Below are 23,826 nucleotides of genomic sequence, written 5' to 3'. Positions count from 1 at the left end.
CGGCACCGGGAGTCGAGGAGGTCGGGAAACAGTACCCGATCACACTATCACGATACTAAGAATGAGTATCATTAACGGATGACATGTCACCATCGACGGAGGAATGAGATGACGGGCAGCTCCACCGACTCTGCGGAGATCGTTGTCGAGACACTGCAGGACCGATGCGCGGGTGAAGACTTCGAGATCCAACAGGAGACGACTCTGGCGGAGCTCGGTCTCGACTCACTGACGACATTGCGCTGGCGCGGCGATCTTGAACGTGCCCTCGGCATTCGTCTTCCGATGACGTACCTGCTGGGCACCGAGACCGTGGGAGAAGTGATCGATCAGGTCGAGGCTGCGGTCGAGGCGCATCCGGACGCGGGAGAGGCGCTCACGGCATCACAGTCGTCTGCGGACTGCGCGGTGCCGGCGGAGCCGTGTGAGCTCACCGTCGTCCAGGAGGCGTACTGGAGTGGGCGCGGGGACGATTTCACCGGAGGTGGCGTTTCGACGTTCTGGTATCACGAGTACGAACGCACCGCGAAGCGAGCTTCGGACGACGGAGTCGAAGCCGAACTCGCAAGGATCGAAACGGCGTGGAAGCGCATCGCAGCTGCCCATCCGATGCTGCGGACGATCATCGACCGTGCAGGTAGGCCGCAGATCGCGGTCCACGATCTGCGTGCCTGGACGATACCGAGAATCGACCTGCGACACGAGGAACCCGAAGCCGCGCGGGCGCGGGCAGATGAGCTGCGCGAGCGCCTCTCACATCAATGTCGACCAACCGACGTGTGGCCGGTCGTCGATATGACCGCGATTCTCCTTCCCGGCGGGCTGTTGCGCATGTGCATCGGCTTCGACGCTCTACTCGTCGACTTCGCGTCATGGGGGCTCATCATGCGCCAATGGGGTGAGCTCTACGCCAGGCCCCACACGCAGATCGGCCCACCCGAGCGGACTTTCGCTCAAGCGATCGAAGAGCGCTCCCTGAATCCTCTTCGACAGCGGCAACGCGCACGCGACCGCCAGTGGTGGGCCCAGCAGCGTATTCCCCGTACGGCGCTCGCCCCAGCAGAGTTCCCACAGACCGCCACACGTTTCGCCCGCCGGCGCACGGTCATCGAAGCTGGAGTCTGGACACAGATCGTCAAGCGGGCGCAGGCTCGAGGCCTGTCTACGTCCTCGGTCGTTCTCACTGCTTTCGCTCTCGCCTGCCATCGGTGGAGACCGCCCGAGACCGAAGAGACTGCAGCTGGTCTGACGATGACTCTGACCGTCTACGACCGGCCCGATGCTGATGCCGCCGTCGTCGGTGACTACTCCTCGACAGCGCTGCTGCCGCTCTCGCCGGAACACGGATTCCGTCCGGATTCGTCCGATTCGTTCGCCACCACCGCGGAGGCGGTCAATCGGCGTTTCTGGGACGTCGTCGACCACAGCACCTACGACGGCATCGAAGTCGCTCGCGATCGCCCGGGAGAAGGACCATGGCCGATCGTGTTCACCTCTGGAATCGGCCAATCGGCGGGCACGGATGATCGGTGGCTCGGGGATCGCGTCTTCGGTGTCTCGCAGACCCCGCAGGTTCTGTGGGATCACCTGGTGTGGGAGGAAGACGGCGCTCTTGTGCTCACTCACGATGTCGTCACCAGTGCTTTCGACGCTGCAACGATCGACGGTATTCGCGGCATGGAGACTGCGCTTCTGGAAGCCCTGGTCAACGAGGACGGGTGGGAACGTCCGGCACCTGGATGGGATCCCACCGCACGGCCGACGGATGAACCGACTGCACGCCTAGACTGCGGGCCGCTCCTGCACGATCCGTGGACGGTGACGGGCCCACGGCGGGGAAGCGCCCCTGCCCTCCTCACATCAACGACAGTCGTCGGCCATGATGCACTCGCCGAGAAGGCTGAAGCCCTCTCTCGCGCACTGCGCGCCCAAGGAGTGGGCCCCGGCTCATTGGTCCTCATCGCTCTGCCCAAGGGAGTTGACCAGATTGTCGCGGTCCTCGCCACGATGCTTACCGGAGCAGGCTATGTCCCTGCTGATCCAGCCTGGCCGACCACGAGGCTCGAAACGATCTGTGAGCGCACCGGTCTCACAATCGCCTTCGCCGATGAATCCCTCATCCTGCCTCCAGGAGTCGAACGTGCAGCCCTCGACCGCAGTCAACAGGCCTCTGAGCGCCGAGACCGGACCGCGACCGCACATGAACTCGCCTACGTGATCTTCACCTCCGGATCAACGGGGGCGCCGAAAGGCGTCGCCATCGAGCATGCGCAGGCGCGCACAACGATCGACGAGATCAACCATCGGTTCGCAATCACTTCCGCCGATCGCGTCTTCGCCATCTCAGCATTGTCGTTCGATCTGTCCGTCTACGATCTCTTCGGGGTCCTCGGCACAGGCGGCAGCATCGTGCTGCCAGACAACGACAGGCTGCGCGACCCACACCATTGGTTGGAGCAGATGGCCGAGCACCGTGTGACGGTGTGGAACTCGGCTCCTGCCCTGATGGAGATGCTGCTGGAATACGCCCGGACCGTGCCCGAGCTGGCGCGGCAGGCGTTTGCGAACCTCCGCCACGTCTTGCTCTCCGGTGACTGGATCCCGGTGACGCTGCCGGAGCGCTTGCGGGCTCTGGCCCCCGACGTCGCTCTGCACAGTCTGGGTGGGGCAACGGAGGCATCGATCTGGTCGATCACCTACTCGATCGGAGAAGTGGATCCCTCCTGGTCCTCGATTCCGTACGGCAGGGCACTGCCTGGACAGTCGTTCGAGATCTTGGACTCCGAGGGACAACCCACACCGGTCGGCGCCGCAGGTGAGCTGCACATCGGCGGAGGGGGCGTCGCACGCGGATACATCGGTGCTCCCGAACTCACCGCTGAGAGGTTCATTGATCGAGCCGACCTCGGAACACGCCTCTATCGCACCGGAGATCTCGGACGGTGGCGCCCTGACGGACAGATCGAGTTCCTCGGTCGGACGGACCGGCAGGTCAAGATCGGAGGGCATCGCATCGAACTCGGTGAAGTGGAAGCAGCGCTCCTGCGTCTGCCCGATGTGCGACAGGCTTCAGCGGCAGCCGCACCAGGTCCCGACGGCCGCCCCCGCCTCGTTGCCTACGTCAGCGACGAAGACCAACTCTGGCACTCATTGCCAGAGAGCCAACAGCGGAAGGTCAATGCGCATCTGGCCGAGGCTGTCTCCGAACGACTGCCCGCATCGATGGTCCCCTCCCGCTTCCTCCTCCTCCCTCAGCTGCCGACGACTGAGAACGGGAAGATCGATTACAAGGCGCTGCCCAACCCGTTCCGAGTACCGCGCAGGTCGGACACGGACAACAGCCTCATCGACGGCGGAAGGGCCGCCCCTTCGTCGAAGGACTCCGAGCCGATGGAAGGCGAACCGCCTGCAGGACTCCAACGCATCATCGGCAGTGTGCTCGGTGATGACGTCGATTTCGCACGTTCCCTCATCGACAATGGGCTCACGAGTGTCCAGGCGGTGCGACTGGCGAATCTCGTCGAAGACCAGGGGGCCGCACGCACTTCTGTGCAGACGCTGCTCTCAGCACAATCCGTGAATTCTCTGATCGACCGATGGAGCACCGGCAGCAGCCGCACCAACGACAGCTCGGGCACACACCCATCTCCGGAGGCGCCGAGATCCGCTCGACTCGATTCGGAGGGCACCACCCCGAATGGCGGCTCCGCACCTCTCCACCACATGCCGGCGTGGGCCTCAGACAGCGCTGCGCTCGGAAAACACGGACGAGGAGAGATCCGTGGAATCGCAAACCGTCTGCGCAGAGTCGCAGATCTGCTCGACGAAGTCGGAACTGAGCTGGAGGCAGTGGGAGTGCAGCTGCCCAGAGCGCTGCTCGGGGATGTGCCCCGAGCAGGCGGTGAGGATACGCCGGACGGAGACACCTTCGACCTCACCGAGATGCAACTGGCTTATCTCCTCGGACGAGCTCCTGACGAACACGGCAGACGCCTGGCACCGCACTTCTACACCGAAGCGATCGTCGAAGGCCTCGATCCGGACCGTCTGCGTGAAGCCTGGCGGACAGTCATCGCGCAGCACCCGATGATGCGCGCGGTTGTCACACCCGATACGAGGCAGCAGATCCTCAGTCGCGTCCATGTCGACATCGGAATCGATGACCAACGGCACCTGTCATCGGCAGAGCAGTCGCGTCGACGGACAATGATGCGTGCGCAGCGTGCCGATCGACAACTGCCCACGAACACCGCTCCGATGGCCGAACTCCACGTCACACTGCTCGATGACCAGCGCTGTCTCCTCGCATTCGATGTCGACCTGCTCTTCTGCGATGCCGGAAGCGCGGTCCGACTCATGCGAGATCTCAGCACGCTGTATCACGATCCGCACGCGCATCTCTCACACACGGCCGACACATTCTCCACGTGGGCTCGCAGAGGAAAGGCACCGAGCGCCGAATCGATCGACTGGTGGAGCGACCACCTCGACGAACTGCCGCCTCCGCTGACGCCGCCGACGCCGCGGGTTTCCTCTGCGAGTCATTTCACTCGGCGCCGGTTCGAGCTCGACGAAGACAGCTGGCTGTATGTGCGCGCATTCGCTCGTCGACACCAGGTGACGATCGGGTCTCTCATGCTCCATCTGCTCGGGAACGCCCTGACCCCGCACACCCAGAAGACAGTCATGCTCACTCTGTCCCAGCGTCCTGCTTCACAGACTGGAGTGGTCGGCGATTACACGTCGACCGCTCCACTCGGTGTCGGAGGTGCGCCATCAGGTCTGGGCGTGTCTGACAGCTTGTCCGCCACACATGCTCACGTCATCGAGGTGCTCGATCAAAGTGGTGGTGACCATGGCGTTCATGGCAATGAGGTGCTGCGCATGCTGCGCGCCGCTCGGCGCCCTGCGAGCATACCGGTAGCGGTCTCGTGTGCGCTCGATCCATCCGACATCGACCCCTCTGCGCTCTTGGAGATGTTCGGTTCCACCGAGTACGCGATCAGCCAGACTCCACATGTGACGTGCGATGTGCAGATGTTCGATGTTCGTGGACGCTTCGTGTGCAATGTCGATGTCGACGAATCACTCGTCGATCTCACGTGGGTCGACACCGTGGTGAGTGCATTCTCCGGGGCTCTGCGCGACTGCGCCTCATCATCGGAACATGACGACCTCCCTGCCATGAGTTCGTCGAATCAGCCGGCTCGGATCGAGTCTGCACCGGCAGAGGCCACGTATCCGTCTGATACCGTCTCCAGCCCTATCTCCACCGCCGAAGAGCCCATCGAGGAGGTTTTCACCGACCTTCTCGGGTTGAACACTCTCGACTGGAACGTCTCATGGTTCGAACAGGGCGCTACCTCCGTCACTCTCGTCTCTGCGCAGCGTCTTCTCGCTGAGCGCGGCTGTGAGATCAGCGTCGTCGATCTTTTCGCCCATCCCACACCCGCGCAGACGAGCGCGCATCTGGGAGACACCTGGGCCGAAGCGGCGAGGCGGACGCAGCTCGATTCTCATCCACCGTCCGGCGACTGCGAAGAAGCCGGCGACGGGGACACAGGCGTTTCTGATGTCATCATCAGGGCACGACGTCGCGGACGTCGCCGCCGGATGTCGCGATGAGGTCCGCACTGCCTCCAGGAATTGAATGTGAATGGACCTCAGAGGCCGCTTCGACAGGAATTCTGCCTGAGGAGGCCGCTCTCGTCGCTGGAGCTGTTCCCTCCCGTCGTGCAGAGTTCGCACAGGTGCGCAAGTGTGCACGAGTGTGTCTCACACGGCTGGGCTTCGTGCCCGGTCCGATCTTGACCACACCTCAACGTGAGCCCATCTGGCCGCAGGGCTCAGTAGGAAGCATGACCCACTGTCGAGGTCTGTATGCCGCGTCCCTCGGCTACGCGGTCGACTACGCTGCCATCGGCATCGACGCAGAGCCCAACCACGCGCTGCCGCGCGACGTGTGCGGGTCTGTCATCCAGGGTTCGGAGCGTGCGATGCTCGACCAACTGGCGCATTCGAGGTCCAGACGATGGCCGGAACCGGCGTGGGACAGGTTGGTGTTCTCCGCGAAGGAGAGCATCTTCAAAGCATGGTTCCCCTTGGCGAAGGTGTGGATCGACTTCGACGAATTCGTCGTCGATATCCATCCATCAACGGGCAGTTTCACCGGTGTGTACGCCGGAGATGACGAGTGGGCAGCTGCTCGTGCCTTCGTCGAGGTCGCTGGGCGGTGGGCGGTGACGGACACCGGCCATATCGTCACAGCTGCGGCGGTGCCGGCATTCCCCCTTCGAGGGAGTGCCAGTACCCGTACCTCGGTGACGGTGAACGCGATGTCGCAGGGGTGAGCTCAGCGCTGAGGGAGCATAATCGTCGTGAGAACTCGGCCAACCGTGCATAGGCGGCGACCGGCAGTACACTCGCGACGTACTGGTCTGGGTCGGATGACGACGATTGCGCCGCGGTCGCGGTCGATGTCGCGGCGGGTGAAGATGTCGGTGTCCCTGCTGGAAGACAGCGCGCACATCGAAGTCGGCACCCAGGTCGGCTCCTGCCGGAGTGTGGCGGAGTACCAGGGAGTTCGGATCCTCGGCGAGGAAGCTGCAGAGTTCGGCGATGGGCGAATCCTGGGACTGAGGATCGGCGGAATCAGCGAACATATAGAGACGTCAACGACCATCGGCGCTCGCCTCATGACCGAGCTCGATCGGCTTCGTGTCGGAAGGCCGGCCGAACATGCGGGAACCACCGTTCGTGTGAGCACGGGTCCGAGGCCCACACGATGAGGACATCGGCACCCGTAGTGGTTGTAGTGCGGGAGCGACCGACCGTCAGATCACGGCGACCTTGTCGCCGTCAGCGGGGCGGGCCGCATCGGTACTGGTCGACGTGCCGTGGACATCCGGTTCGAGTGCGAGCTCGTCGAACCGGTTCTGGCCCGACAGGGTGGCGCGGGCGACGTCGAGGTCGATTTCGTTCGTCCACTTGCCGATGAGCAGGGTGGCCACGGCGTTGCCGGTGAAGTTCGTCAGCGTGCGGCACTCGGACATGAACTAGGGCGTGTCTCCTTTATTGACCATTCCAGGACTGGCACGGTGGAGACGTGACTACACAGCAACGACACCGAGTCTTCACTGATGAGCAGTGGGAGAAGATCGAACCAGGTGTCGAAAGCGACATTCAGTTACGTTGACCATTACGCGTTCTGGCGGATCGTCAATTGGTTGAATAAGCGTCACCCCAAGCTGAATAAGCATACTGTGGTGCGTCGTTTCCTCCCTGGATGGGAGATACGGACGGAAGGAGTCGAGTTCTTCCGGGCCTGTCGGGTTCCAGTGACTCGCTATCGGTTCCGGGGAACTCGTATTCCCACGCCATGGGACAGTGCTGCGGCTTGATTGGCATGGAGAGCTGGATGCTCAGGAATGGGCACGTCCGGTTCGGAGGGCGGGCCGGGGAAACTTACCAGTCGTGAGGCTGGCAGAGCGCCCCGGTCCGACCCTACTCGGAGCACCACACCGATGAGGGCAAGCTGTACTTGTGCGCAATCAAGGACGCCTGCTCGGCGCGCATCGTTGGCTACTCGATCGGCTCGAGGATGAAGGCGCGTTTGGCTGTCGATGCCCTCGAGATGGCCGTGATCCGTCGCGGCGGTGACGTCGCTGGATGCGTGACGCATAGCGATCGCGGCAGTCAATTCAGGTCGAAGAAGTTCACTCGGGCTCTGGCCCGCCACGGCATTGCCGGGTCCATGGGCAGGGTCGGTGCTGCCGGCGATAACGCCGCGATGGAGTCGTTCTTCGCACTGTTGCAGAAGAACGTTCTCGACCGTCGCCGGTGGGCCTCCAGGGATCAGTTGAGGATCGCGATCGTGACGTGGGTTGAGCGGACGTATCATCGGCGTCGACGGCAAGCTCGGTTGGGTCGTTTGACACCTGTTGAGTACGAAGCAATTATTGAGTCACCTGCAGTCGCAGCGTGACACCCTAATTGTCACCTCTCCTTGCATCAGTCCCCGTCGCTCAGTGATTGGGAGGGGTTCTCGACTTAGGCGCCCCGCCTCGGCGAGGGCAGACGAAACACCACGGGTGCCGACGTCCTCACGATGAGGACATCGGCACCCGTGGTGGTCGAGCGGGAGCGACCGGAGGTCAGCTTACGGCGACCTTTTCGCCTTCGGCGGGGCGAGCCGCCTCGGTGCTGGTCGACGCACCGTGTGCATCCGGTTCGAGCGAGAGTTCGTCGAACGGGTTCTGACCCGACAGGGTGGCGCGGGCGACGTCGAGGTCGATCTCGTTCGTCCACTTGCCGATGAGCAGGGTGGCGACGGCGTTGCCGGTGAAGTTCGTCAGTGCACGGCACTCGGACATGAACTTGTCGATGCCGACGATGACGCCCATGCCGTCGAGCAGCTCAGGGCGGTGCGACTGCAGACCCGCGGCCAGGGTGGCCAGGCCCGCACCGGTGACTCCGGCGGCACCCTTGGACGCGATGATCATGAACACGAGCAGCGAGATCTGCTCGGGGATCGACATCGGCATGCCCATGGCCGAGGACACGAACAGCGAAGCCATGGTCAGGTAGATGGCGGTGCCGTCGAGGTTGAACGAGTAGCCAGTGGGCACCGTGATGCCCACGACCGGCTTCGAGACTCCGGCATGCTCCATCTTCGCTATGAGGCGCGGCAGAGCCGACTCGGACGACGAGGTGGAGAAGATGAGCAGGAACTCACGGGCCAGGTACTTCAGCAGCAGGAAGATGTTGAGCCCGGTGACGATCTTGAGCAGACCGCCGAGGACGATGACGATGAACAGCGCACAGGTGAGGTAGAAGGCGCCCATGAGGGTCGCCATCGCTCCGATTGCGGCCCAGCCGGTCTTGCCGACGACCGCAGCGATCGCACCGAAGGCGCCGACGGGAGCGGCCCACATGATCATCATCATGAGCTTGAAGACCACGGCCTGGATGTGCTTGATTCCGGTGAGCACGGGCTCGCCGGCCTTGCCCATCGACTGCAGCGCGAATCCGACGAGGAGTGCGAGCACGAGGGTCGGCAGCACCGGGATGTCACCGGGGATGAGGCTCATGAGGAAGGCGATCATTCCGCCTTCCTCACCACCGGCGGCCGCTTCGTACGGCTGGAGGTGCAGGCCGTCGCCGGGGTGGATGAAGTTGCCGACGACGAGGCCGATGACCAGTGCGAAGGTCGCCATGATGAGGAAGTAGATGAGGGCGAGTCCGCCGACCTTGCCGACGGTGGCCGCCTTCGCCACGGAGCCGACGCCGAGGACGATGGTGCAGAAGATGACTGGGGCGATGATCATCTTGATGAGCGCGACGAACGCCTTGCCCAGGGGTTCGAGTGCGATTCCCGCCTCGGGGGCGATGAGCCCGATGGCGGCACCGGCGAACACGGCCACGATGACCATGATGTAGAGCCAGTGAGTGCGATCCTTCTTCCGCTGCGGGGCGCCCGGTTCGGGAGCGTTTGCTGCGGCGGCGATCTCCTTGTCGAAGGATCCGCCTTGCTGTCGTGGCGACGTTGCCATGTTTCCTCCAGATGATGTTCGCGACCTCACCCGTCGGTGGGTGGGATCGCACGCGACGATTGGCCGCGGTGGTGATGTACCCGACAACTGTGCCAGCGAAGTGTGACGGGTGTCTCGGTTGCGTTCATAGTGTTCACAGGAGGAACGAGGCGCCCGCCGAGGCGGGGGCTCGGCCGGGGAGGGTCGGCCTGGGAGGACCAGGCCCGGGAGGACCAGGCCGGGGAGGAACCGGCCGGGGTAGGGTCAGGCCCGTGGGCCCTCTGCCTGCCGGGGACCGACATCGACAGGCGGTTCCTGCCGTTCGAGGGCCTTGAGACCGATGGGGCAGGTGATGGTGAGCTTGAGGCGTCGGCCCTTCGCGTCTTCGACGGCCCGTCGCATGAGCTCCCACCGGTGGCGGTCGGCCTGTGTGGGCTCGATCGCCTCACAGTAGATGAACATGACCTCATTGGCGTCGGGCTCGAGTTTGTAGTGCAGCGCGGCGACGAGCTTGCCGGGAAGGTAGAGGTCGTACTTCGAGGATTCCTGGTTGTTGAGCATCGTGTACATAGTGGTCTCCTGGGGTGGGTCGGTCAGAATCGGCGGTGTCACCAGTCGCTGGGCGACAGAGCCGCCGCGGATGCTGGGTCTCGTAGGTCGTGGAGGAAAGCTTGCGCCCAGTGGCGGACGTCGAAGGCGGCGACGGTGTCGGCCATCGCATCCATGCGCCTCCGGGCCTCGTCTTCGCTGAGCGTGGTCGCGTGATGGCTGGCCGCCTTCAGGGCGGCCCGGTCGTGGGGATTGACGACGATGGCTTGGTCGAGTTCTTCGGCGGCCCCGGCGAATTCGGAGAGGACGAGTGCACCGCCCCTGCCTCGGCGGGCAGTGGCGAATTCCTTGGCCACGAGGTTCATCCCGTCCCGCAAAGAGGTGACGAGCAGGATGTCGGCGGCCAGGTACAGGGCGACGGCTTCCTCTGTCGAATACGAGTGGTGGGAGTAGTGGATGACATCGCGGCCGAGAGTGGAGAATCTCCCGTTGATGCGCCCGACCGTATGTTCGACCTCGTCGCGCAGGTCTTGGTAGGCGCGCACGCCTTCGCGGGACGGGACTGCGATCTGTGCGAGACAGGTTCCCCGCGCATCGAGCAGTCCGTCATCGATCAGCTCCTCGAAGGACCACAGCCGGTGCAGGATCCCCTTCGAATAGTCGAGGCGATCGACCCCGATCATGAGGGTGGTGGGATCGCCCAGATCACGGCGGAAGCAGCGGGCCATCTCCTGTACGGCCGGGGATTCGGCCGCGGCTCGGATCTCCTCGACGTCGATCGAGATCGGGTACGAGCCGACGCGGCCGCGAAGTTCCTCGGGGTCTATGCCCAACAGCTTCTGCATGGCCTGGCGGACTTTCGCGGCATCGGCCTCTCGCTGGAGACCGATGACATCGGCTCCGAGCAGGCCGCGCAGGATCTCGTCGCGCCAGGGCAGCTGGGCCATCTGCTCGACGGGAGGGAACGGGATGTGGCAGAAGTATCCGATCCTGAGGTCCGGTCGTTGGGCTCGGATCATCGCCGGCACGAGCTGGAGGTGGTAGTCATGTACCCAGATCGTCGCCCCGATCTCGGCTGTCGCGATCGCGGCCTGTGCGAATCGGGCGTTGACTGCCCGATAGGCCCGCCACCACGAGCGGTGGTACTGCGGCGCGACGATGAGGTCGTGGTGCAGCGGCCACAGGGTGGCGTTGCAGAATCCCTCATAGTACTGCTGATGTTCGTCGTGGCTGAGAGGCACGGGGACAAGGCTCATCCCATCGACATCGAAGGGCTCCAGGCTGTCGTCGTGCGTGCCCGCCCAGCCGACCCAGGCTCCGGCGTGCTCGCGCACCACGGGAGCCACGGCTGAGACCAGCCCGCCGGGCGAGGTTTCCCACGCCCCGTCGATGCGGTCGACGGGGAGGCGATTGGCCACCACGACGAAAGCATGGCGGTCAGTTCCCATCATCGTCTCTTCTTCTCGTGCCGCCGGGACGGATCGTACCGGCACGCCGACTTCTGGGGCATGAGATCTGAAAGCATGGCCGAAGGGCGGAGGCGGACAGTGCCTCCGCCCTCCAGCCGCGTCCCTCAGTCCTTCGGTGAGTCCTTGAGCGAGTCCTTGACGCCCTTCAGCGAGTCCTTGGTGTCGTCGCCGACCTGCTTGATCTTGCCCTTGGCCGCGTCGGTCTTGCCCTCGGCCTCGAGGCTCTTGTCATCGGTGGCCTTGCCGGCAGCGGTCTTCGCTTTGCCCTTGAGCTCCTCTGCTTTGTCTGAGGTCTTGTCGGCCTTGTCGTGGGAATTCATGATTCGTCCTTTCGTGTGGATCGGTCTGGACGTACTGCTCTGCCGAGCGCTATTCATGTTTACGGTGTAATCAACCTAGCAGACCGCGTTTTCGCTGCGCAATAGATCCGGCGAGTCGGGTGGTCGATGGAGGGTGATAGCTTGGTCATCCATGAGGAGTTTACGGTGTAATCGCGTTATCAGGGGATCTCTCGACGCGTTGAAGCAAGCGAGTAGACTGGCGGTGAAAGCCGCCCGGTCTGCGGCATCTCCGACGAGGAAAGGGAGGCGCGCGTGGTTCAGCAGCGACTTGATCGTGCACAGGTCGTCGAGTCGGCGATCGCCTTCGTCGATGCCTGCGGTCTCAGCGAGCTCACGATGCGTCGCCTCGGAACGGCCTTGGACGTAGAGGCGATGGCACTGTATCGGCATGTTTCGGGGCGGGGGGACCTCCTCGAGGCCATGGTCGACGAGCTCATCGACGGCCTCTTCGACGACGATCTCATGACAGAGGACTCCCATTCGTGGGAGGAGTATCTGCAGCGTGTCGCCAATGCCACGCGGAATCTGGCCCTCAAGCATCCGCGGATCTTCCCTCTCATCGCCACCCAGCCACCTCAGGCGCCCTGGCTCCGTCCGCCGCTGCGAAGCGTGCGCTGGGTCGAGGACTTCCTGTCCTCGCTGCAGCGCTTCGGATTTGCCGACGCCGAGGCGGTGGCGGCATACAAGGCCTTCACGAGCTTCCTCGTCGGCGCGCTTCTGCTCCAAGCGGCCTCCCTGACCCCGGAGGTCCTCGGAGATGAGGAGGAGTCCTCCGCCGGCGACGACCTCAGCGAGTACCCCACGGTGCGGCGATTGCAGGACCTGCTCATGGAAGACCATGGTCAGCGCGAGTTCGATGATGCCCTCGACGATCTCATCGAGCGGATCCGCACCAGCACGCAGGGCTGAGAATCTCGGCAGATGGGTCCGAGAGCCCTTGAGCTGTGGCGTGCCTGCGCCCTCACGGATAGTCTTGGCTCAGTGACGATCCGATTACAAAGGAGCAGGATATGAAACTCAGCACCGCACTTTTGCGCGCAGTTCCCGGCGCATTCATCCTCAACTCGGGCATCGGCAAGCTCGGTCTCGACGAGGAATCCTCGGCCGGACTCCAGCAGATGGCCGCCAACGGTGTGCCCATGGTCGAGAACATGACCCCCGCCCAATTCGGGAAGTTCCTGTCCTACGGTGAGATCGCCGTCGGCTCCGCCCTGCTGCTGCCGTTCGTGCCCACCCGCATCGCCGGTGCCGCACTGACGACCTTCGCCGCAGGCCTCGTCGCGAACTACTTCTCCATCGACTCGATGACCAAGGACGACGGCATCCGCCCGTCCGAGGACGGCACCGCCGTCGCCAAGGACACCTGGCTGGCCGCCATCGGCCTGGCCCTCCTCATCTCCGGCGGCAGCAAGAAGAAAAAGAAGAGCGTTAAGAAGTAATGGCGTCCCTCCCGGCCCCTCTATGGCGGGGCCGGGGGCGATTCCGGGCTCGCCGAGGCGGAACCCTGGCCAGGCGACTCTTCCTCGTCCAGCTCGTCCTCATCGTCATCGTCTGCACCGCGCTGTCGGTGACGAGCTACGTGACGACGCTCAACAACATCCGCGAGGCCGCCGGCGAACGGGTGCTGTCCATCGCCGAAACCCTCGCCCACGACCCCTTCGTCACCGAGGCTGTGACCGAGGACGATCCCTCCGCCCGGCTGCAGCCCTTCGCGCTGACCGTCATCGATTTCGCCGAGGTGGATTTCGTGACGATCATGGACCGCGACGGCACGCGCTACACCCACCCCGACCCCGATCAGCTGGGCAAGAAGTACATCGGCAGCACCGCGAAAGCCCGCGCCGGACAGACCGAGACCGAGGAATACGTAGGCACGCTCGGACCGTCGGTGCGCGCGATCGTGCCGATCAAGGACGCCGCCGGCGAGGTCACCGCCATGGTCGCCGTGGGCGTGACCCTGGAAACGCTGTCCGTCGCGCAGGCGGCTTCCCTGCCGCAGATCATCCTCGTCGGCCTCGCCGCGCTCGCTCTCGGCGGACTCGGTTCCTGGCTGCTCGCCCGCTACCTGCGCCGAGTCACCCTCGGCTACGGTCCCGAGGAGCTGCGCCGACCGTTCGCGTTCTACGATTCGGCCCTGCATTCCCTGCGCGAGGGCCTCATCCTCGCCGACGATTCCGGTCGGCTCGTCCTCTACAACGATGAGGCCGCGTCCCTGCTGGGCCTGCCCACGGTGGAGGAATCGACGCCGCTCTCCCTCGCCGAGGTGGCCCTGCCCGAATCTGTCCGTGACCTTCTTGCGACCGGTCGGGTCGCGGTCGACGAAATCCACTTCACCGAGGAGCGTGTCCTCGTCATCAGTCAGAAGCAGGCTCGACAGCCGCGCGGCGGGCGCGATGAAGGCGGTACGGTCGCAACCCTGCGTGATCGCACTGACATCCAGGAGCTCACCGGTGAGCTGGCGACGATGACGACGCTGTCCGAAGCTTTGCGTGCCCAGACCCACGAACATGCCAACCGGCTGCACACGGTCTCCACGCTCATCGAGCTCGGTCGGGTGCAGGAGGCGTTGGACTTCGCGGTCAAAGATGAGCAGGAGTCGCAGCGGCTGACGGATTCCTTCGTCGCTTCCCTCGACGAACCATTCATCACCGCGCTCATGATCGGCAAGGCCGCTCAGGCCAATGAACGCGGCATCGAACTCACCGTCACAGCCACCGGCGAACTGCCGCCCGAACGACTCGACGCCCGCGACCTCGTCACCGTCGCCGGCAATCTTCTCGACAATGCCTTCGACGCCGTCGCTGACACGGACGAGAAGCACGTATGGGCGGACTTCGTCGCCGCCGACGGGGAGCTCATCATCACCATCGCCGACTCCGGCGCCGGGGTCGCGGGCGAAGACATCGACGCGCTCTTCCACCTCGGTGCCTCGGCGAAACCCGAGCCCGGGGGAGTGGGACGACACGGATTCGGGCTCGTCCTGGTTCGGCAGGCGGTGAGCCGCCTCGGCGGGCATATCGACGTCGATTCCGATGGCGGGGCGATCTTCACGGTCACGCTCCCGCTGGGGGACACGGACGGGGCCGGCGACTACGATTCTGCCAGGGAGCCCACCACGGATGGTGAGGGTGCGAGCCGGGATCGGGCGGAAGGAGACTCACGTGAGCGATGATGCCGCGCTGCGTGTCCTCATCGTCGAAGACGACCCGATGACGGCGCAGGCGCACGCGGATTTCGTGGCTCGGGTGCCCGGTTTCGACGTCGTCGCAACGTGCCTGGGCGGACACGAGGCGATCGAGCGCTTCGACGAACTCGCTGCGGCCGGCACCCCGGTCGACATCGTCCTCCTCGATATGAATCTCACGGATTCGCACGGTCTCGAAGTCGCCGGGCGCCTGAACTCGCGCGGTCAGGACGTCGACACCATCGCGATCACCGCGGTGCGGCACCTGCAGGTCATCCGGTCGGCGATCTCGTCGGGCATCACCCAATACCTCATCAAACCCTTCACCTTCGCGGCGTTCAGGGAGAAGTTGGAGAACCAGCGGGAGTTCCGGCGTGGGCTCACCGGGTCGGGGTCCTTGGCGACTCAGGCCTCGGTGGACAATGCGCTCTCGGCCCTGCGGTCTGTGTCGTCGACGACCCTGCCCAAGGGGCTCATCGCCGAGACCTTGGACGCCGTGTCCGCATTCGTCCGCGATTCCGCAGTTCCGGTCTCCGCCACCGAGGTGGGGCGTCGGCTCGACCTGTCCCGGGTCACCGTCCGCCGGTACCTGGAGCACCTCGTCGCGACGAAACAGGCGATCAAGCAGCCCCGGCACGGGACTCCGGGGCGGCCGGAGTACGAGTATCGGTGGGTGTGAGGGGCCGGTGTATTTATGCGAGCTCAGCGAACGAAGGCGGGCGAAGGAAGAGATTCCTTCGCCCGCCTTGGAGCTGTTCGCTGACGTTCGTCAGTTGTCGACCGTCGTCAGTTGTTGAGGTTCTCGATCGCGTAGTCTGCTTCAGCTTGGGTGAACTGGCCGCCGTACTCGCTGGTGAGCTGATCGTGGATCGCGTTCGGTGACATCGCCATATCATTCTGGTAGGTTCGCGCCGACTCCAATGCGTTCTCCTTCCAGTCGGCCTGAACGTTGTCGACAGCGTATTGGGCCGCGTCGTCGGAGAACTGGCCACCGTACTCGCTTGTCAGCTGATCAAAGATGCCCTTCTTGCTCATGTGCATCATGTCCGAGTAGGTCTCGGCCTTTGTCAGGGCTGAGTTGTACTCGGCGGGAACGCTGGAGTCGTCCTCTTCTTCCGCCGGTGCAGCGGGCTCCTCGACGGCGGGTTCTTCCTCGACAGGCTCCTGAGCAGCGGGTTCTTCCGCCGGCTCTTCGGCCGGTTCCTCAGCAGGTTCCTCCTCGACGGCAGGTTCTGCGTCGACGGGTTCTTCGACTGCTTCGGCTGCGGGAGCTTCCTCGGCAGGAGCTTCCTCGTCGGAGACGATCGGCGCATTGTCGTCGGTGGCATTCGATGCCGAGCCCACAGAGACTCCGCCGAAGATGAGGCCGAGGACGATGAAAATGCCGGTCACGATCCAGGCGACCTTCTTGTGGTCGTCGTACCCCATGAGGAGCAGACCCTGCTTGTCCTTCTGTTTGCCGGCGAGGGTGATGATCAAGTCGACGAGGTACCAGATACCGAAACCGCCGATGGTGGTGAGTTTGAGGATGCCGGTGCCGATCTTGCCCAGGTAGAAACGGTCGACGCCGAGTCCGCCGAGCAGCCACGACAGCAGCCACGTAGCGAGGAACGACTTCTGCCCGACGAGGGGCTGATTCTGCCCGAATGACGGCTGAGCGGGGGTCCACTGGTTCGAGTTGTCGACCGGCACTGGAGGTTGCTGTGTCATTATCACTTCCGGATATTCAGAGAGAGGGGATAGTTGCACGTTCAACTTTAAGTTAAAATTTCAACCAAGTACGCCAGGTGTTGTCTCGATTGGATAACAAATCTACTTGTCGGAGTCCTCCGCTTCGGCGGGGCGGTTGATCGGGGGAGCAAACAGGGGATGGACGGTTCCAAGAAGATGGTCAGGTTCGGGAACGTTGTTGACTCGCAGTTGTCTGTCATACTCGTGAACGCACCCCTCACTACTCAGCAGCTTCCCCGGCTGCGCCTCGGCGTGAGTCGAGCCGAAAAGAAGGTTCCCCATCCGTGCCACCTCAACAGATCAAGCGAGTCGAAAATGTGAACCGCCCGTCGGACTCCGACGGATCCCCGTCGGTCTTCGATGCGCAATTCGGACCGCGAGCCGCCTCGGCGAATGACTTCGCATCGGCGCTCGAGCCGTACGGCACCCTCTCCGAGTCCGACCTCGAGCGGATCTTCCGCGCCAGCGGCGGACGTGTCCGCATCGCCGCCTCACTTGTTCAGGCCCGAGTCGAAGCGGGACTGCCTGCCGGTGACACCGCCCCAGACCGGACCGTCGCCATGCTGTCCCCGTCGTTGAATCCGACTCTCGCCGACTCCTCCCGTGAATCCGCAGCACTCTACCTGCTCGCGCTCTTCGCCTGGACGCCGACGATCACCTCGAGCATGGTCGACCTCGTCCACGCCGCCTACGCCGCAGGGAAAGTCGCGAACGATTCCACCCCCGATGACCTCACTCCGCTGCTGACCTCGGCAGGGCTGCTCGCTGTTGCCCCCGGCGACGAGGTCTTCACCGTTCCCACCTTCATCCGCATACTCATGCGACGCATCACCGCCGTCGATGATGGCATCGCGAAGAGGACTCCGCGCGAAGCTCTCGGCATGGCCGTCGCCGACGTGATCGGCCGCCAGCGCGCGGACCGCCGTGAAGGACTGCCCGAGCTGCTCGACCTCGTCCTGGAGATCAGGGACTGGAAGATCCTCGAGCGCGGGTGGGCACGACGGTCGGTCAACGTCTTCATCGATGTGCCGACTTCGATCGAGGCCCTTCTCAGCGTCCCCGAGGCAGTGATCGCGAAGAACCCGATCCTCACCCTGGCTCGCAGCGCGGCTCGACGCATCGATTCGACCCGGCACGTGCTCGGTACCGATGACCCATGGCAGCTGATGTCGGCGACCGACTTCGACAGCATCGTAGTGCCGGAGCTGCACGGCCGGCTGACCGATCCGAGCCTCCCCCTCTCCGGCGACGAGGTGGCCGTGCTGACCATGCTGGAGGCGCGCCGCCACCGGTTGAACCGGAAGTACGATGCGGCGCTCGACGTCATCGAGGTCGGACGGAAACGCATGCTCAGCCTCGGTGACGGGGAACCGGGACCCACACTGATGCTGCAGGCCGAGCTCAATCTTGAGCGCGGACGGAACCTCGTTGCGGCCGGTCGCTTCACCGAGGCGACACCGGTACTGCAGAGCGTCGTGCACTTCGCGGGGATCTATACTCCGAACTCGCCGCATCCCCTGCTGGCGGGACTGGTCGAATCCGCGTTGGCCGGGCTGGGGCACGGGCACGGATCGGACATGGACCGCTGCCTTGAGCGGGCGCGAGAGAACGCTCGCCGATTCGGGATGGACACGCTGCCGGACGAGCGGACAGCGCTGAGCATTGAGCTGATGCGCAGCCTCGACCGGCTCGACCTCAACGCGGCGGAGGACATCCTCGGTGCCCTGGACCAGGCGAAGCCGACTCAATCTCTGGGGCCGATGCCGGACTGTGCCAAGGCGCTGTACTACGTGTACCGCGGGCGGGCGTCGATTGCTGCGAAGCTCGTGACGGAGAGCTCGACGGTGCAGATCCGGCCGACGGCGGCCGGCGATGCGAGTGCTCGATTCTCCGGAATCGTCAACGTCGTCGGGTTCGTGCTCGCTGCGGCGGGGGAGACGAAGACGCTGCAGGACATGAGCGATCGCATGAGTTCGGCCAACCCCGGTGACGCGATCGTCAAGGCTCGGCAGGCGCTCGTCTTCGGGCAGCATGATCGCCTGTGGACGGCGACCGGGCAGGCACTCAGCAGTGATCAGGGGCCCAGGCTCAAGAGCTGTGCCATGGCCCTGCGCGCCGACATCCTCCACCATGAGGGACAGGCCGACCAGGCGTTGGAGACCTTTGTGCACATGCTCGACTACTGCGCGATCGCGGCTTCGGTGTTCGCCGTGGCGCAGCTGTCGAAGGCTGCTCGCGAGGCACTCATTCCCGCATCGGCCGATTTCGCCGAGTGGGAAGCCGTGGCCAGGTCGTTCCATTCGGCGGACATCACAGCAGACGTTCTGCAGCAGCGACTGCTCGAGCTGCCGGAGACCTCACCGGTGGCGCCGGACTTCCAGACCGATCTCACCCCGGCCGAGCAGTCGCTGCTGTTCGCGATCGACTCATCGAAGTCGATCGCGCAGATCGCCCGCGAGTTCGGAGTGGTGTCCGGGACGTTGAAGAACCGGTTGTCCGCGCTGTACCGCAAGCTCGGCGTGCGCAGTCGCGCCGAGGCGGTGGCGCACGTCCACCGGCAGCAGTAGGGCCAGGTCGCCTCGGCGAAAGAACCCTACCCGTGCGCGGTCGAGGTGGGGGAGAGGAATTCGGAGAGGCGGTTCAACGTGGTGGCCTCGAGCGAATAGTACGACCAGACTCCGCGCTTCTCACGGTGCAGGACCCCGGCATCGACGAGGATCTTCAGATGGTGCGAGACGGTCGGCTGGCCGAGACCGACGGGTTCGGTGAGATCGCAGACGCACGCTTCCTGCTGCTCGTGCGCGGCGACGAGGGAGACCAGCCGCAGCCGGGTCGGATCGGCCACTGCTTTGAGGATGCGCGCGAAATCCTGGGCGTCATCGAGACTCAACGGCGAGACGGTCAGCGACGGGCAGCAGACGTCCGTATTGGTCGGAGGGGGCGCGGGTTGTGTGGTCACTCTTCCATTATGCCCATACATTGACATTTGTCGATGTCTTGTGGTCCTATCGTATCGATGAACTTCAATATGCCGACACATGACGATGGTGCCGGCACGATTCGCACCTCGAGGGGGACCATGCATTCCACGGCGACTGCCAACGCTGAATCGCCGGTGGCGGCGAAGATGTCGACGCTGGACCGATTCCTGCCGCTGTGGATCATCGGTGCCATGGCCCTGGGCCTGGTGTTGGGCAGGCTCGTGCCCGGTCTCGCCGAGGCTCTGGACTCGGTCAAGGTCGCCGACGTCTCCCTGCCGATCGCCATCGGCCTCCTGGTGATGATGTTTCCCGTGCTCGCCAAGGTCCGGTACAACGAGACCGGACACGTGCTGGCCGACAAGAAGCTCATGATCACCTCGCTGGTCATCAACTGGTTGGCCGCTCCGGCGTTCATGTTCGCGCTCGCCTGGCTCTTCCTTCCCGACCTGCCCGAGTACCGCACCGGACTGATCATCGTCGGGTTGGCCAGGTGCATCGCCATGGTCCTCATCTGGAACGACCTGGCGTGCGGCGACCGCGAGGCCGCCGTCGTGCTCGTGGCCATCAACTCCGTGTTCCAGGTTCTCGCATTCGGTCTCCTCGGCTGGTTCTATCTGCAGTGGCTGCCGAACCTGCTGGGGCTGCCGACGACGAGCAGCGAATTCTCCTTCTGGGCAATCACCGCGAGCGTCCTCGTCTTCCTCGGAATCCCGCTTCTCGCCGGCTTCCTCACACGCACCGTGGGGGAGAAGGCGAAGGGACGTCAGTGGTACGAAGATCGATTCCTCCCGAAAGTCGGGCCGTGGGCGCTCTACGGACTGCTGTTCACCATCGTCGTGCTCTTCGCCTTCCAGGGTGACGAGATCACCTCTCACCCGGGCAACGTCGCCCGCATCGCCCTGCCTCTGCTCGTCTACTTCGTCGTCGTCTTCGCTGTCGGGATGGTCATCGGCAAGGCCTTGAACCTGGGCTATGAGAAGACGACGACCCTGGCATTCACCGCTGCCGGCAACAACTTCGAACTCGCCATCGCAGTGGCGATCGGGACGTACGGCGTCGCCTCGGGGCAGGCGCTCGCCGGAGTCGTCGGCCCGCTCATCGAGGTGCCCATCCTCGTCGCCCTCGTCTACGTCGCGCTCTGGGCGCGACCCCGTTTCTTCCCCTCAAACTCTGTTCAAGGAGCGAATCGAGCATGAGTCCCACACCAACGCCTAAGCCGAGTGTCCTCTTCGTCTGTGTGCACAATGCCGGCAGATCCCAGATGGCGGCCGGGCTCCTCCGCGGACTGGCCGGGGGATCAGTCGAAGTGCGGTCCGCCGGCAGCGCACCGGCCGAGACGATCAACCCCGTCGCCATCGATGCCATGCGGGAGCTCGGCATCGACATCACCCGCAACAGCCCCACTCTGCTCGACGCAGATACCGTGCGCACCTCGGACGTCGTGATCACGATGGGCTGCGGCGATGCGTGCCCGATCTTCCCCGGCAAACGATACGAAGACTGGGTTCTCGACGATCCCGCAGGTCAGAGCCCGGAATCGGTGCGCCGAATCCGTGATGAGATCCGGACCCGAGTCGAAGCCCTCATCGTCGATCTCGCCCCCGACGCAGGGACGAAATCCACAGAGCCGACGATCACGTCGACCCCCATCACCGAGGCGGCTGCCAATGACTGATATCGCGCTCGCAGATCTGCCGGTCGCCGTGATCGGTTCCGGTCCCGTCGGCCTCGCGGCCGCGGCCCAGTTGGTCCGACGTGGGATCCGACCGCTCGTCTTCGAGGTGGGATCCTCCGTCGCGGCGGCAGTGGCCGAGTGGGGTCATATCGGGTTGTTCTCACCGTGGAAGTACAACATCGAAGTCGCGGCCTGCGGCCTGCTGGCGCCCACCGGTTGGCAGGAGCCCGACGGCGAGCACCTGCCCACCGGTGACGAGCTCATCCGGGACTATCTCAATCCGCTGGCCGAGACAGTTGAACTCCGAGAATCCATCCTCACCGATACCCGGGTTGTGGCAGTGAGCCGGGTCGGACTGGACCGGACGGGCACCGCGCAGCGTGAGTCGACTCCTTTCCTTGTTCGCACGCAGAACTCCGATGGAACTACGGCGGACTTCCAGGTCAGGGCGGTCGTCGACGCTTCGGGGACATGGGGGAGTCCGAACCCGATCGGGCAGTCCGGGCTCGCGGCGCCCGGCGAAGTCGAGGCTCGTCGCAGCGGGTTCATCACTTCGCCTCTGCCCGATGTGACCGGCCGTGACCGTGAGCAGTTCGCCGGACGGCGGACTCTTGTCGTCGGTGGAGGGCATTCGGCGGCGAACACGCTCATGGCTCTGGCGAAGCTGCGTGCGGAAGTGCCGGGCACGCGAATCGGCTGGGTGCTCAGGCGCGCAGACCCGGCATCCGTCTACGGCGGGGAGGACCAGGACGGTCTGCCGGCTCGCGGAGCCCTGGGCGCCCGGCTCCGCCGTCTAGTCGAAGACGGGGCCATCGACGTGCATGCCTCTACGAGGATCACCGGGTTCGCCACCGACGGTGGTGGCACCGTGACTGCCGAGACCGGCGGTGAGCCGGTGACGCTCCACGCCGATCGGGTCGTCCCGGCCACCGGCTTCCGTCCCGACCTGGGATTCCTGCGCGAGATCCGGCTGGACCTCGACCCGGTTGTCGAAGCTCCGCAGCAGTTGGGGCCGCTCATCGATCCCGAATATCACAGCTGCGGAACCGTCTCGCCGCATGGTGCCCGGGTGCTGGGGCATCCGGAGCCGAATTTCTACATTGTGGGCATGAAGTCCTACGGGCGAGCCCCGACGTTCCTCATGTACACCGGCTATGAGCAGGTCCGTTCCGTCGTCGCAGCGATCGCAGGGGACCTGGAAGCTGCAGACCGAGTCGAGCTCGTCCTGCCGGAGACCGGCGTGTGTTCGACTGACATCGGATCTTCGTGTGATGCTCCGTCCGGCAAGCCTGGTTTCGTCGACTTGCCCGCGGCAGGCGCACCGGACGCAGCTGGCGCACCGGACGCAGCTGGCGCGCCGGACCTAGCTGGCGCAGCGGGCGCAGCTGGCACACCGGGCTCACCGGGCGCAGCCGACACCGTCGACGTCGCTGGTGCACCGGAGGCCGGCGGATGCTGCGGTTCCGCGGAGCCGGTTGTGATCGGGATTCCTACGGGGACAGAACACGGGCGATCAGGAGAGAGCAGGAACGGCTGACTCGCGGGCTCGGCCTATGCCGGTTCGGCCTTCGCCGCCACGGAGGGCTGACTCGCCGGTTCGGCATACGTCGCCACGGCTGACTCGCGAGTTCGGCTTTCGCCGCCTTAGCGGTAGGTGGCGTTCTTCGGATCCTGGTGGCCGTGGTCGTTGAACGAGATGAGGCTGGTGCCGCCTCGGCCGGTGATGATCTTCGTGATGCCGGTGTTGATGGTCACTCGGTTGAAGGCCATCCATTGGTCGAAACCGCCGCCGATCAGTCGGGCCGCGGTCCACGCGATGGCACCGGCGCTCGAGACCACGATCGCTGACTGTCCTGACTCCATGGCCGCGACCGCATCAGCGAGAGCGCGTTCGACGCGTGACGTGAACTGGTTGTAGGTCTCCGTGTAGTCCTCGTCGTGTTCACCCGAGGCCCACCGGGCGGCACCGCGTTCGAGTTCGCCCTGGAAGATCTTCGAATCGTGCTGAGCGCGCGGGTCGAGATCCGTGAGTACGCCGGTGAGTTCCCAAGCGGCATATTCGTTCCAGCCAGCGTCGACGTGGGCGTCCACATCGCGGCCGAGTCCTGCGAGGAGGCCTTCGGCTGTCTGGCGCTGCCGCAGCATCTCACCGTGGATGATGCGATCGGGTTCGAGCCCTTGTGAGGCGAGGAAGCGACCGGTGATGCGGCTCTGCTCCTTGCCGAGGTCGGACAGTCGATCATAGTCATCGGTGCCGAACGAAGCCTGTCCGTGCCGTACCAGATAGAGCACACTCATCTATTCCTCTTTCTCCAGGCGTCGGCGGAAACGTGTCCGATCTCCACCTGCCTCTGAGCGATCGTTCA

At 64.5% G+C, this 23,826-nt stretch carries 19 protein-coding genes and 2 pseudogenes; 12 read left to right on the top strand and 9 right to left on the bottom strand.

Going from position 1 to position 23,826, the window contains the following annotated elements; genetic code table 11:
• The first annotated feature begins 108 nt into the window (after positions 1-108).
• Entirely contained in the window at positions 109-5,625 is a 5,517-nt protein-coding gene (locus BLIN9172_RS10315; RefSeq protein ID WP_170286891.1) for a non-ribosomal peptide synthetase, read from the top strand.
• A pseudogene (locus tag BLIN9172_RS10310) lies at positions 5,622-6,188 on the top strand (4'-phosphopantetheinyl transferase family protein); the annotation flags it as partial. The gene BLIN9172_RS10315 and the pseudogene BLIN9172_RS10310, both read left to right, overlap by 4 nt.
• Here the strand turns inward: BLIN9172_RS10310 and BLIN9172_RS18840 are convergent.
• Positions 6,153-6,662 (bottom strand): hypothetical protein, encoded by a 510-nt coding sequence (locus tag BLIN9172_RS18840; protein ID WP_373270465.1) that lies wholly within the window; start codon positions 6,660-6,662, stop codon positions 6,153-6,155. The pseudogene BLIN9172_RS10310 and the gene BLIN9172_RS18840 sit on opposite strands and share 36 nt — an antisense overlap.
• Positions 6,663-6,833: 171 nt before the next feature.
• Positions 6,834-7,052, bottom strand: a complete 219-nt coding sequence (locus BLIN9172_RS10300; protein WP_373270464.1) for a hypothetical protein — start codon at positions 7,050-7,052, stop codon at positions 6,834-6,836.
• A gap of 87 nt (positions 7,053-7,139) precedes the next feature.
• On the opposite strand from BLIN9172_RS10300, the gene BLIN9172_RS10295 reads away from it, so the two are divergent.
• Positions 7,140-7,400, top strand: coding sequence for a group II intron maturase-specific domain-containing protein (locus BLIN9172_RS10295; RefSeq protein ID WP_101554993.1), 261 nt, complete (start codon positions 7,140-7,142; stop codon positions 7,398-7,400).
• 107 nt (positions 7,401-7,507) lie between these two features.
• Positions 7,508-7,984, top strand: a pseudogene (locus BLIN9172_RS10290) (IS3 family transposase); the annotation flags it as partial.
• A gap of 169 nt (positions 7,985-8,153) precedes the next feature.
• On the opposite strand, the gene BLIN9172_RS10285 reads toward BLIN9172_RS10290, so the two are convergent.
• From BLIN9172_RS10285 to BLIN9172_RS10270, 4 genes are all read right to left on the bottom strand, one after another.
• Positions 8,154-9,551, bottom strand: coding sequence for a cation:dicarboxylate symporter family transporter (locus tag BLIN9172_RS10285; protein WP_373270463.1), 1,398 nt, complete (start codon positions 9,549-9,551; stop codon positions 8,154-8,156).
• Between the two features lie 243 nt (positions 9,552-9,794).
• Positions 9,795-10,100 carry a hypothetical protein gene (locus BLIN9172_RS10280; protein ID WP_101554992.1) on the bottom strand — a complete coding sequence of 102 codons (306 nt, stop codon included), beginning with the start codon at positions 10,098-10,100 and terminating at the stop codon, positions 9,795-9,797.
• 38 nt (positions 10,101-10,138) lie between these two features.
• Positions 10,139-11,530, bottom strand: a complete 1,392-nt coding sequence (locus BLIN9172_RS10275) for an alpha,alpha-trehalose-phosphate synthase (UDP-forming) (protein WP_240812044.1) — start codon at positions 11,528-11,530, stop codon at positions 10,139-10,141.
• Positions 11,531-11,652: 122 nt separating this feature from the next.
• Positions 11,653-11,868: a CsbD family protein gene (locus tag BLIN9172_RS10270; RefSeq protein WP_101554990.1), complete on the bottom strand. Its 216-nt coding sequence runs from the start codon at positions 11,866-11,868 to the stop codon at positions 11,653-11,655.
• A gap of 273 nt (positions 11,869-12,141) precedes the next feature.
• On the opposite strand from BLIN9172_RS10270, the gene BLIN9172_RS10265 reads away from it, so the two are divergent.
• The 4 genes from BLIN9172_RS10265 (at position 12,142) to BLIN9172_RS10250 (ending at position 15,752) form a co-directional block, all read left to right on the top strand.
• Complete coding sequence (locus BLIN9172_RS10265; protein WP_101554989.1) at positions 12,142-12,798, top strand: TetR/AcrR family transcriptional regulator C-terminal domain-containing protein; 657 nt, start codon at positions 12,142-12,144, stop codon at positions 12,796-12,798.
• A gap of 101 nt (positions 12,799-12,899) precedes the next feature.
• Positions 12,900-13,328 carry a hypothetical protein gene (locus BLIN9172_RS10260; protein ID WP_101554988.1) on the top strand — a complete coding sequence of 143 codons (429 nt, stop codon included), beginning with the start codon at positions 12,900-12,902 and terminating at the stop codon, positions 13,326-13,328.
• Entirely contained in the window at positions 13,328-15,061 is a 1,734-nt protein-coding gene (locus tag BLIN9172_RS10255; RefSeq protein WP_101554987.1) for a sensor histidine kinase, read from the top strand. Before BLIN9172_RS10260 ends, BLIN9172_RS10255 begins: the two co-directional genes overlap by 1 nt.
• On the top strand, positions 15,009-15,752 hold the full coding sequence (locus BLIN9172_RS10250) for a response regulator (protein ID WP_101554986.1): 744 nt from the start codon (positions 15,009-15,011) through the stop codon (positions 15,750-15,752). Before BLIN9172_RS10255 ends, BLIN9172_RS10250 begins: the two co-directional genes overlap by 53 nt.
• Positions 15,753-15,859: 107 nt before the next feature.
• Here the strand turns inward: BLIN9172_RS10250 and BLIN9172_RS18300 are convergent, their stop codons facing one another.
• On the bottom strand, positions 15,860-16,765 hold the full coding sequence (locus tag BLIN9172_RS18300) for an Ltp family lipoprotein (RefSeq protein ID WP_240812045.1): 906 nt from the start codon (positions 16,763-16,765) through the stop codon (positions 15,860-15,862).
• Between the two features lie 323 nt (positions 16,766-17,088).
• Between BLIN9172_RS18300 and BLIN9172_RS18295 the strand changes: the two genes are divergently transcribed.
• Positions 17,089-19,371, top strand: coding sequence for a helix-turn-helix transcriptional regulator (locus tag BLIN9172_RS18295; protein WP_205751043.1), 2,283 nt, complete (start codon positions 17,089-17,091; stop codon positions 19,369-19,371).
• Positions 19,372-19,397: 26 nt separating this feature from the next.
• Here the strand turns inward: BLIN9172_RS18295 and BLIN9172_RS10230 are convergent, their stop codons facing one another.
• The gene (locus BLIN9172_RS10230; RefSeq protein ID WP_101554984.1) at positions 19,398-19,784 is read right to left on the bottom strand and encodes an ArsR/SmtB family transcription factor; all 387 of its coding nucleotides are present in this window, start codon (positions 19,782-19,784) and stop codon (positions 19,398-19,400) included.
• 99 nt (positions 19,785-19,883) lie between these two features.
• Between BLIN9172_RS10230 and arsB the strand changes: the two genes are divergently transcribed.
• The 3 genes from arsB to BLIN9172_RS10215 are packed head-to-tail and all read left to right on the top strand — an operon-like array spanning position 19,884 to position 22,997.
• A complete protein-coding gene (arsB, locus tag BLIN9172_RS10225; protein WP_101555022.1) occupies positions 19,884-20,981 on the top strand; it encodes an ACR3 family arsenite efflux transporter in 1,098 nt (365 codons plus the stop codon).
• A complete protein-coding gene (locus BLIN9172_RS10220) occupies positions 20,978-21,460 on the top strand; it encodes an arsenate reductase ArsC (protein ID WP_101554983.1) in 483 nt (160 codons plus the stop codon). The genes arsB and BLIN9172_RS10220 overlap by 4 nt, the downstream gene beginning before the upstream one ends.
• On the top strand, positions 21,453-22,997 hold the full coding sequence (locus tag BLIN9172_RS10215) for an NAD(P)-binding domain-containing protein (RefSeq protein WP_101554982.1): 1,545 nt from the start codon (positions 21,453-21,455) through the stop codon (positions 22,995-22,997). Before BLIN9172_RS10220 ends, BLIN9172_RS10215 begins: the two co-directional genes overlap by 8 nt.
• Positions 22,998-23,104: 107 nt before the next feature.
• On the opposite strand, the gene BLIN9172_RS10210 is transcribed toward BLIN9172_RS10215, so the two are convergent.
• The gene (locus BLIN9172_RS10210) at positions 23,105-23,758 is read right to left on the bottom strand and encodes a histidine phosphatase family protein (protein WP_101554981.1); all 654 of its coding nucleotides are present in this window, start codon (positions 23,756-23,758) and stop codon (positions 23,105-23,107) included.
• Positions 23,759-23,826: the final 68 nt, after the last annotated feature.

This window comes from Brevibacterium linens ATCC 9172 (assembly GCF_900169165.1).
Lineage (GTDB): Bacteria > Actinomycetota > Actinomycetes > Actinomycetales > Brevibacteriaceae > Brevibacterium > Brevibacterium linens.
The sequence above is the reverse complement of the archived record's forward strand: the minus strand, read 5'-3'. Positions and strand labels throughout refer to the sequence as shown.

Coding starts and splice junctions, on each gene's coding strand:
- BLIN9172_RS10270 (WP_101554990.1), bottom strand. CDS start 11,868: ATGAATTCCCACGACAAGGCCGACAAGACCTCAGACAAAGCAGAGGAG.
- BLIN9172_RS10220 (WP_101554983.1), top strand. CDS start 20,978: ATGAGTCCCACACCAACGCCTAAGCCGAGTGTCCTCTTCGTCTGTGTG.
- BLIN9172_RS10210 (WP_101554981.1), bottom strand. CDS start 23,758: ATGAGTGTGCTCTATCTGGTACGGCACGGACAGGCTTCGTTCGGCACC.
- arsB (WP_101555022.1), top strand. CDS start 19,884: ATGCATTCCACGGCGACTGCCAACGCTGAATCGCCGGTGGCGGCGAAG.
- BLIN9172_RS10275 (WP_240812044.1), bottom strand. CDS start 11,530: ATGATGGGAACTGACCGCCATGCTTTCGTCGTGGTGGCCAATCGCCTC.
- BLIN9172_RS18840 (WP_373270465.1), bottom strand. CDS start 6,662: ATGTTCGCTGATTCCGCCGATCCTCAGTCCCAGGATTCGCCCATCGCC.
- BLIN9172_RS10285 (WP_373270463.1), bottom strand. CDS start 9,551: ATGGCAACGTCGCCACGACAGCAAGGCGGATCCTTCGACAAGGAGATC.
- BLIN9172_RS10295 (WP_101554993.1), top strand. CDS start 7,140: ATGAGCAGTGGGAGAAGATCGAACCAGGTGTCGAAAGCGACATTCAGT.
- BLIN9172_RS10300 (WP_373270464.1), bottom strand. CDS start 7,052: ATGTCCGAGTGCCGCACGCTGACGAACTTCACCGGCAACGCCGTGGCC.
- BLIN9172_RS10260 (WP_101554988.1), top strand. CDS start 12,900: ATGAAACTCAGCACCGCACTTTTGCGCGCAGTTCCCGGCGCATTCATC.
- BLIN9172_RS10255 (WP_101554987.1), top strand. CDS start 13,328: ATGGCGTCCCTCCCGGCCCCTCTATGGCGGGGCCGGGGGCGATTCCGG.
- BLIN9172_RS10230 (WP_101554984.1), bottom strand. CDS start 19,784: ATGTATGGGCATAATGGAAGAGTGACCACACAACCCGCGCCCCCTCCG.
- BLIN9172_RS10215 (WP_101554982.1), top strand. CDS start 21,453: ATGACTGATATCGCGCTCGCAGATCTGCCGGTCGCCGTGATCGGTTCC.
- BLIN9172_RS10280 (WP_101554992.1), bottom strand. CDS start 10,100: ATGTACACGATGCTCAACAACCAGGAATCCTCGAAGTACGACCTCTAC.
- BLIN9172_RS10315 (WP_170286891.1), top strand. CDS start 109: ATGACGGGCAGCTCCACCGACTCTGCGGAGATCGTTGTCGAGACACTG.
- BLIN9172_RS10250 (WP_101554986.1), top strand. CDS start 15,009: ATGGTGAGGGTGCGAGCCGGGATCGGGCGGAAGGAGACTCACGTGAGC.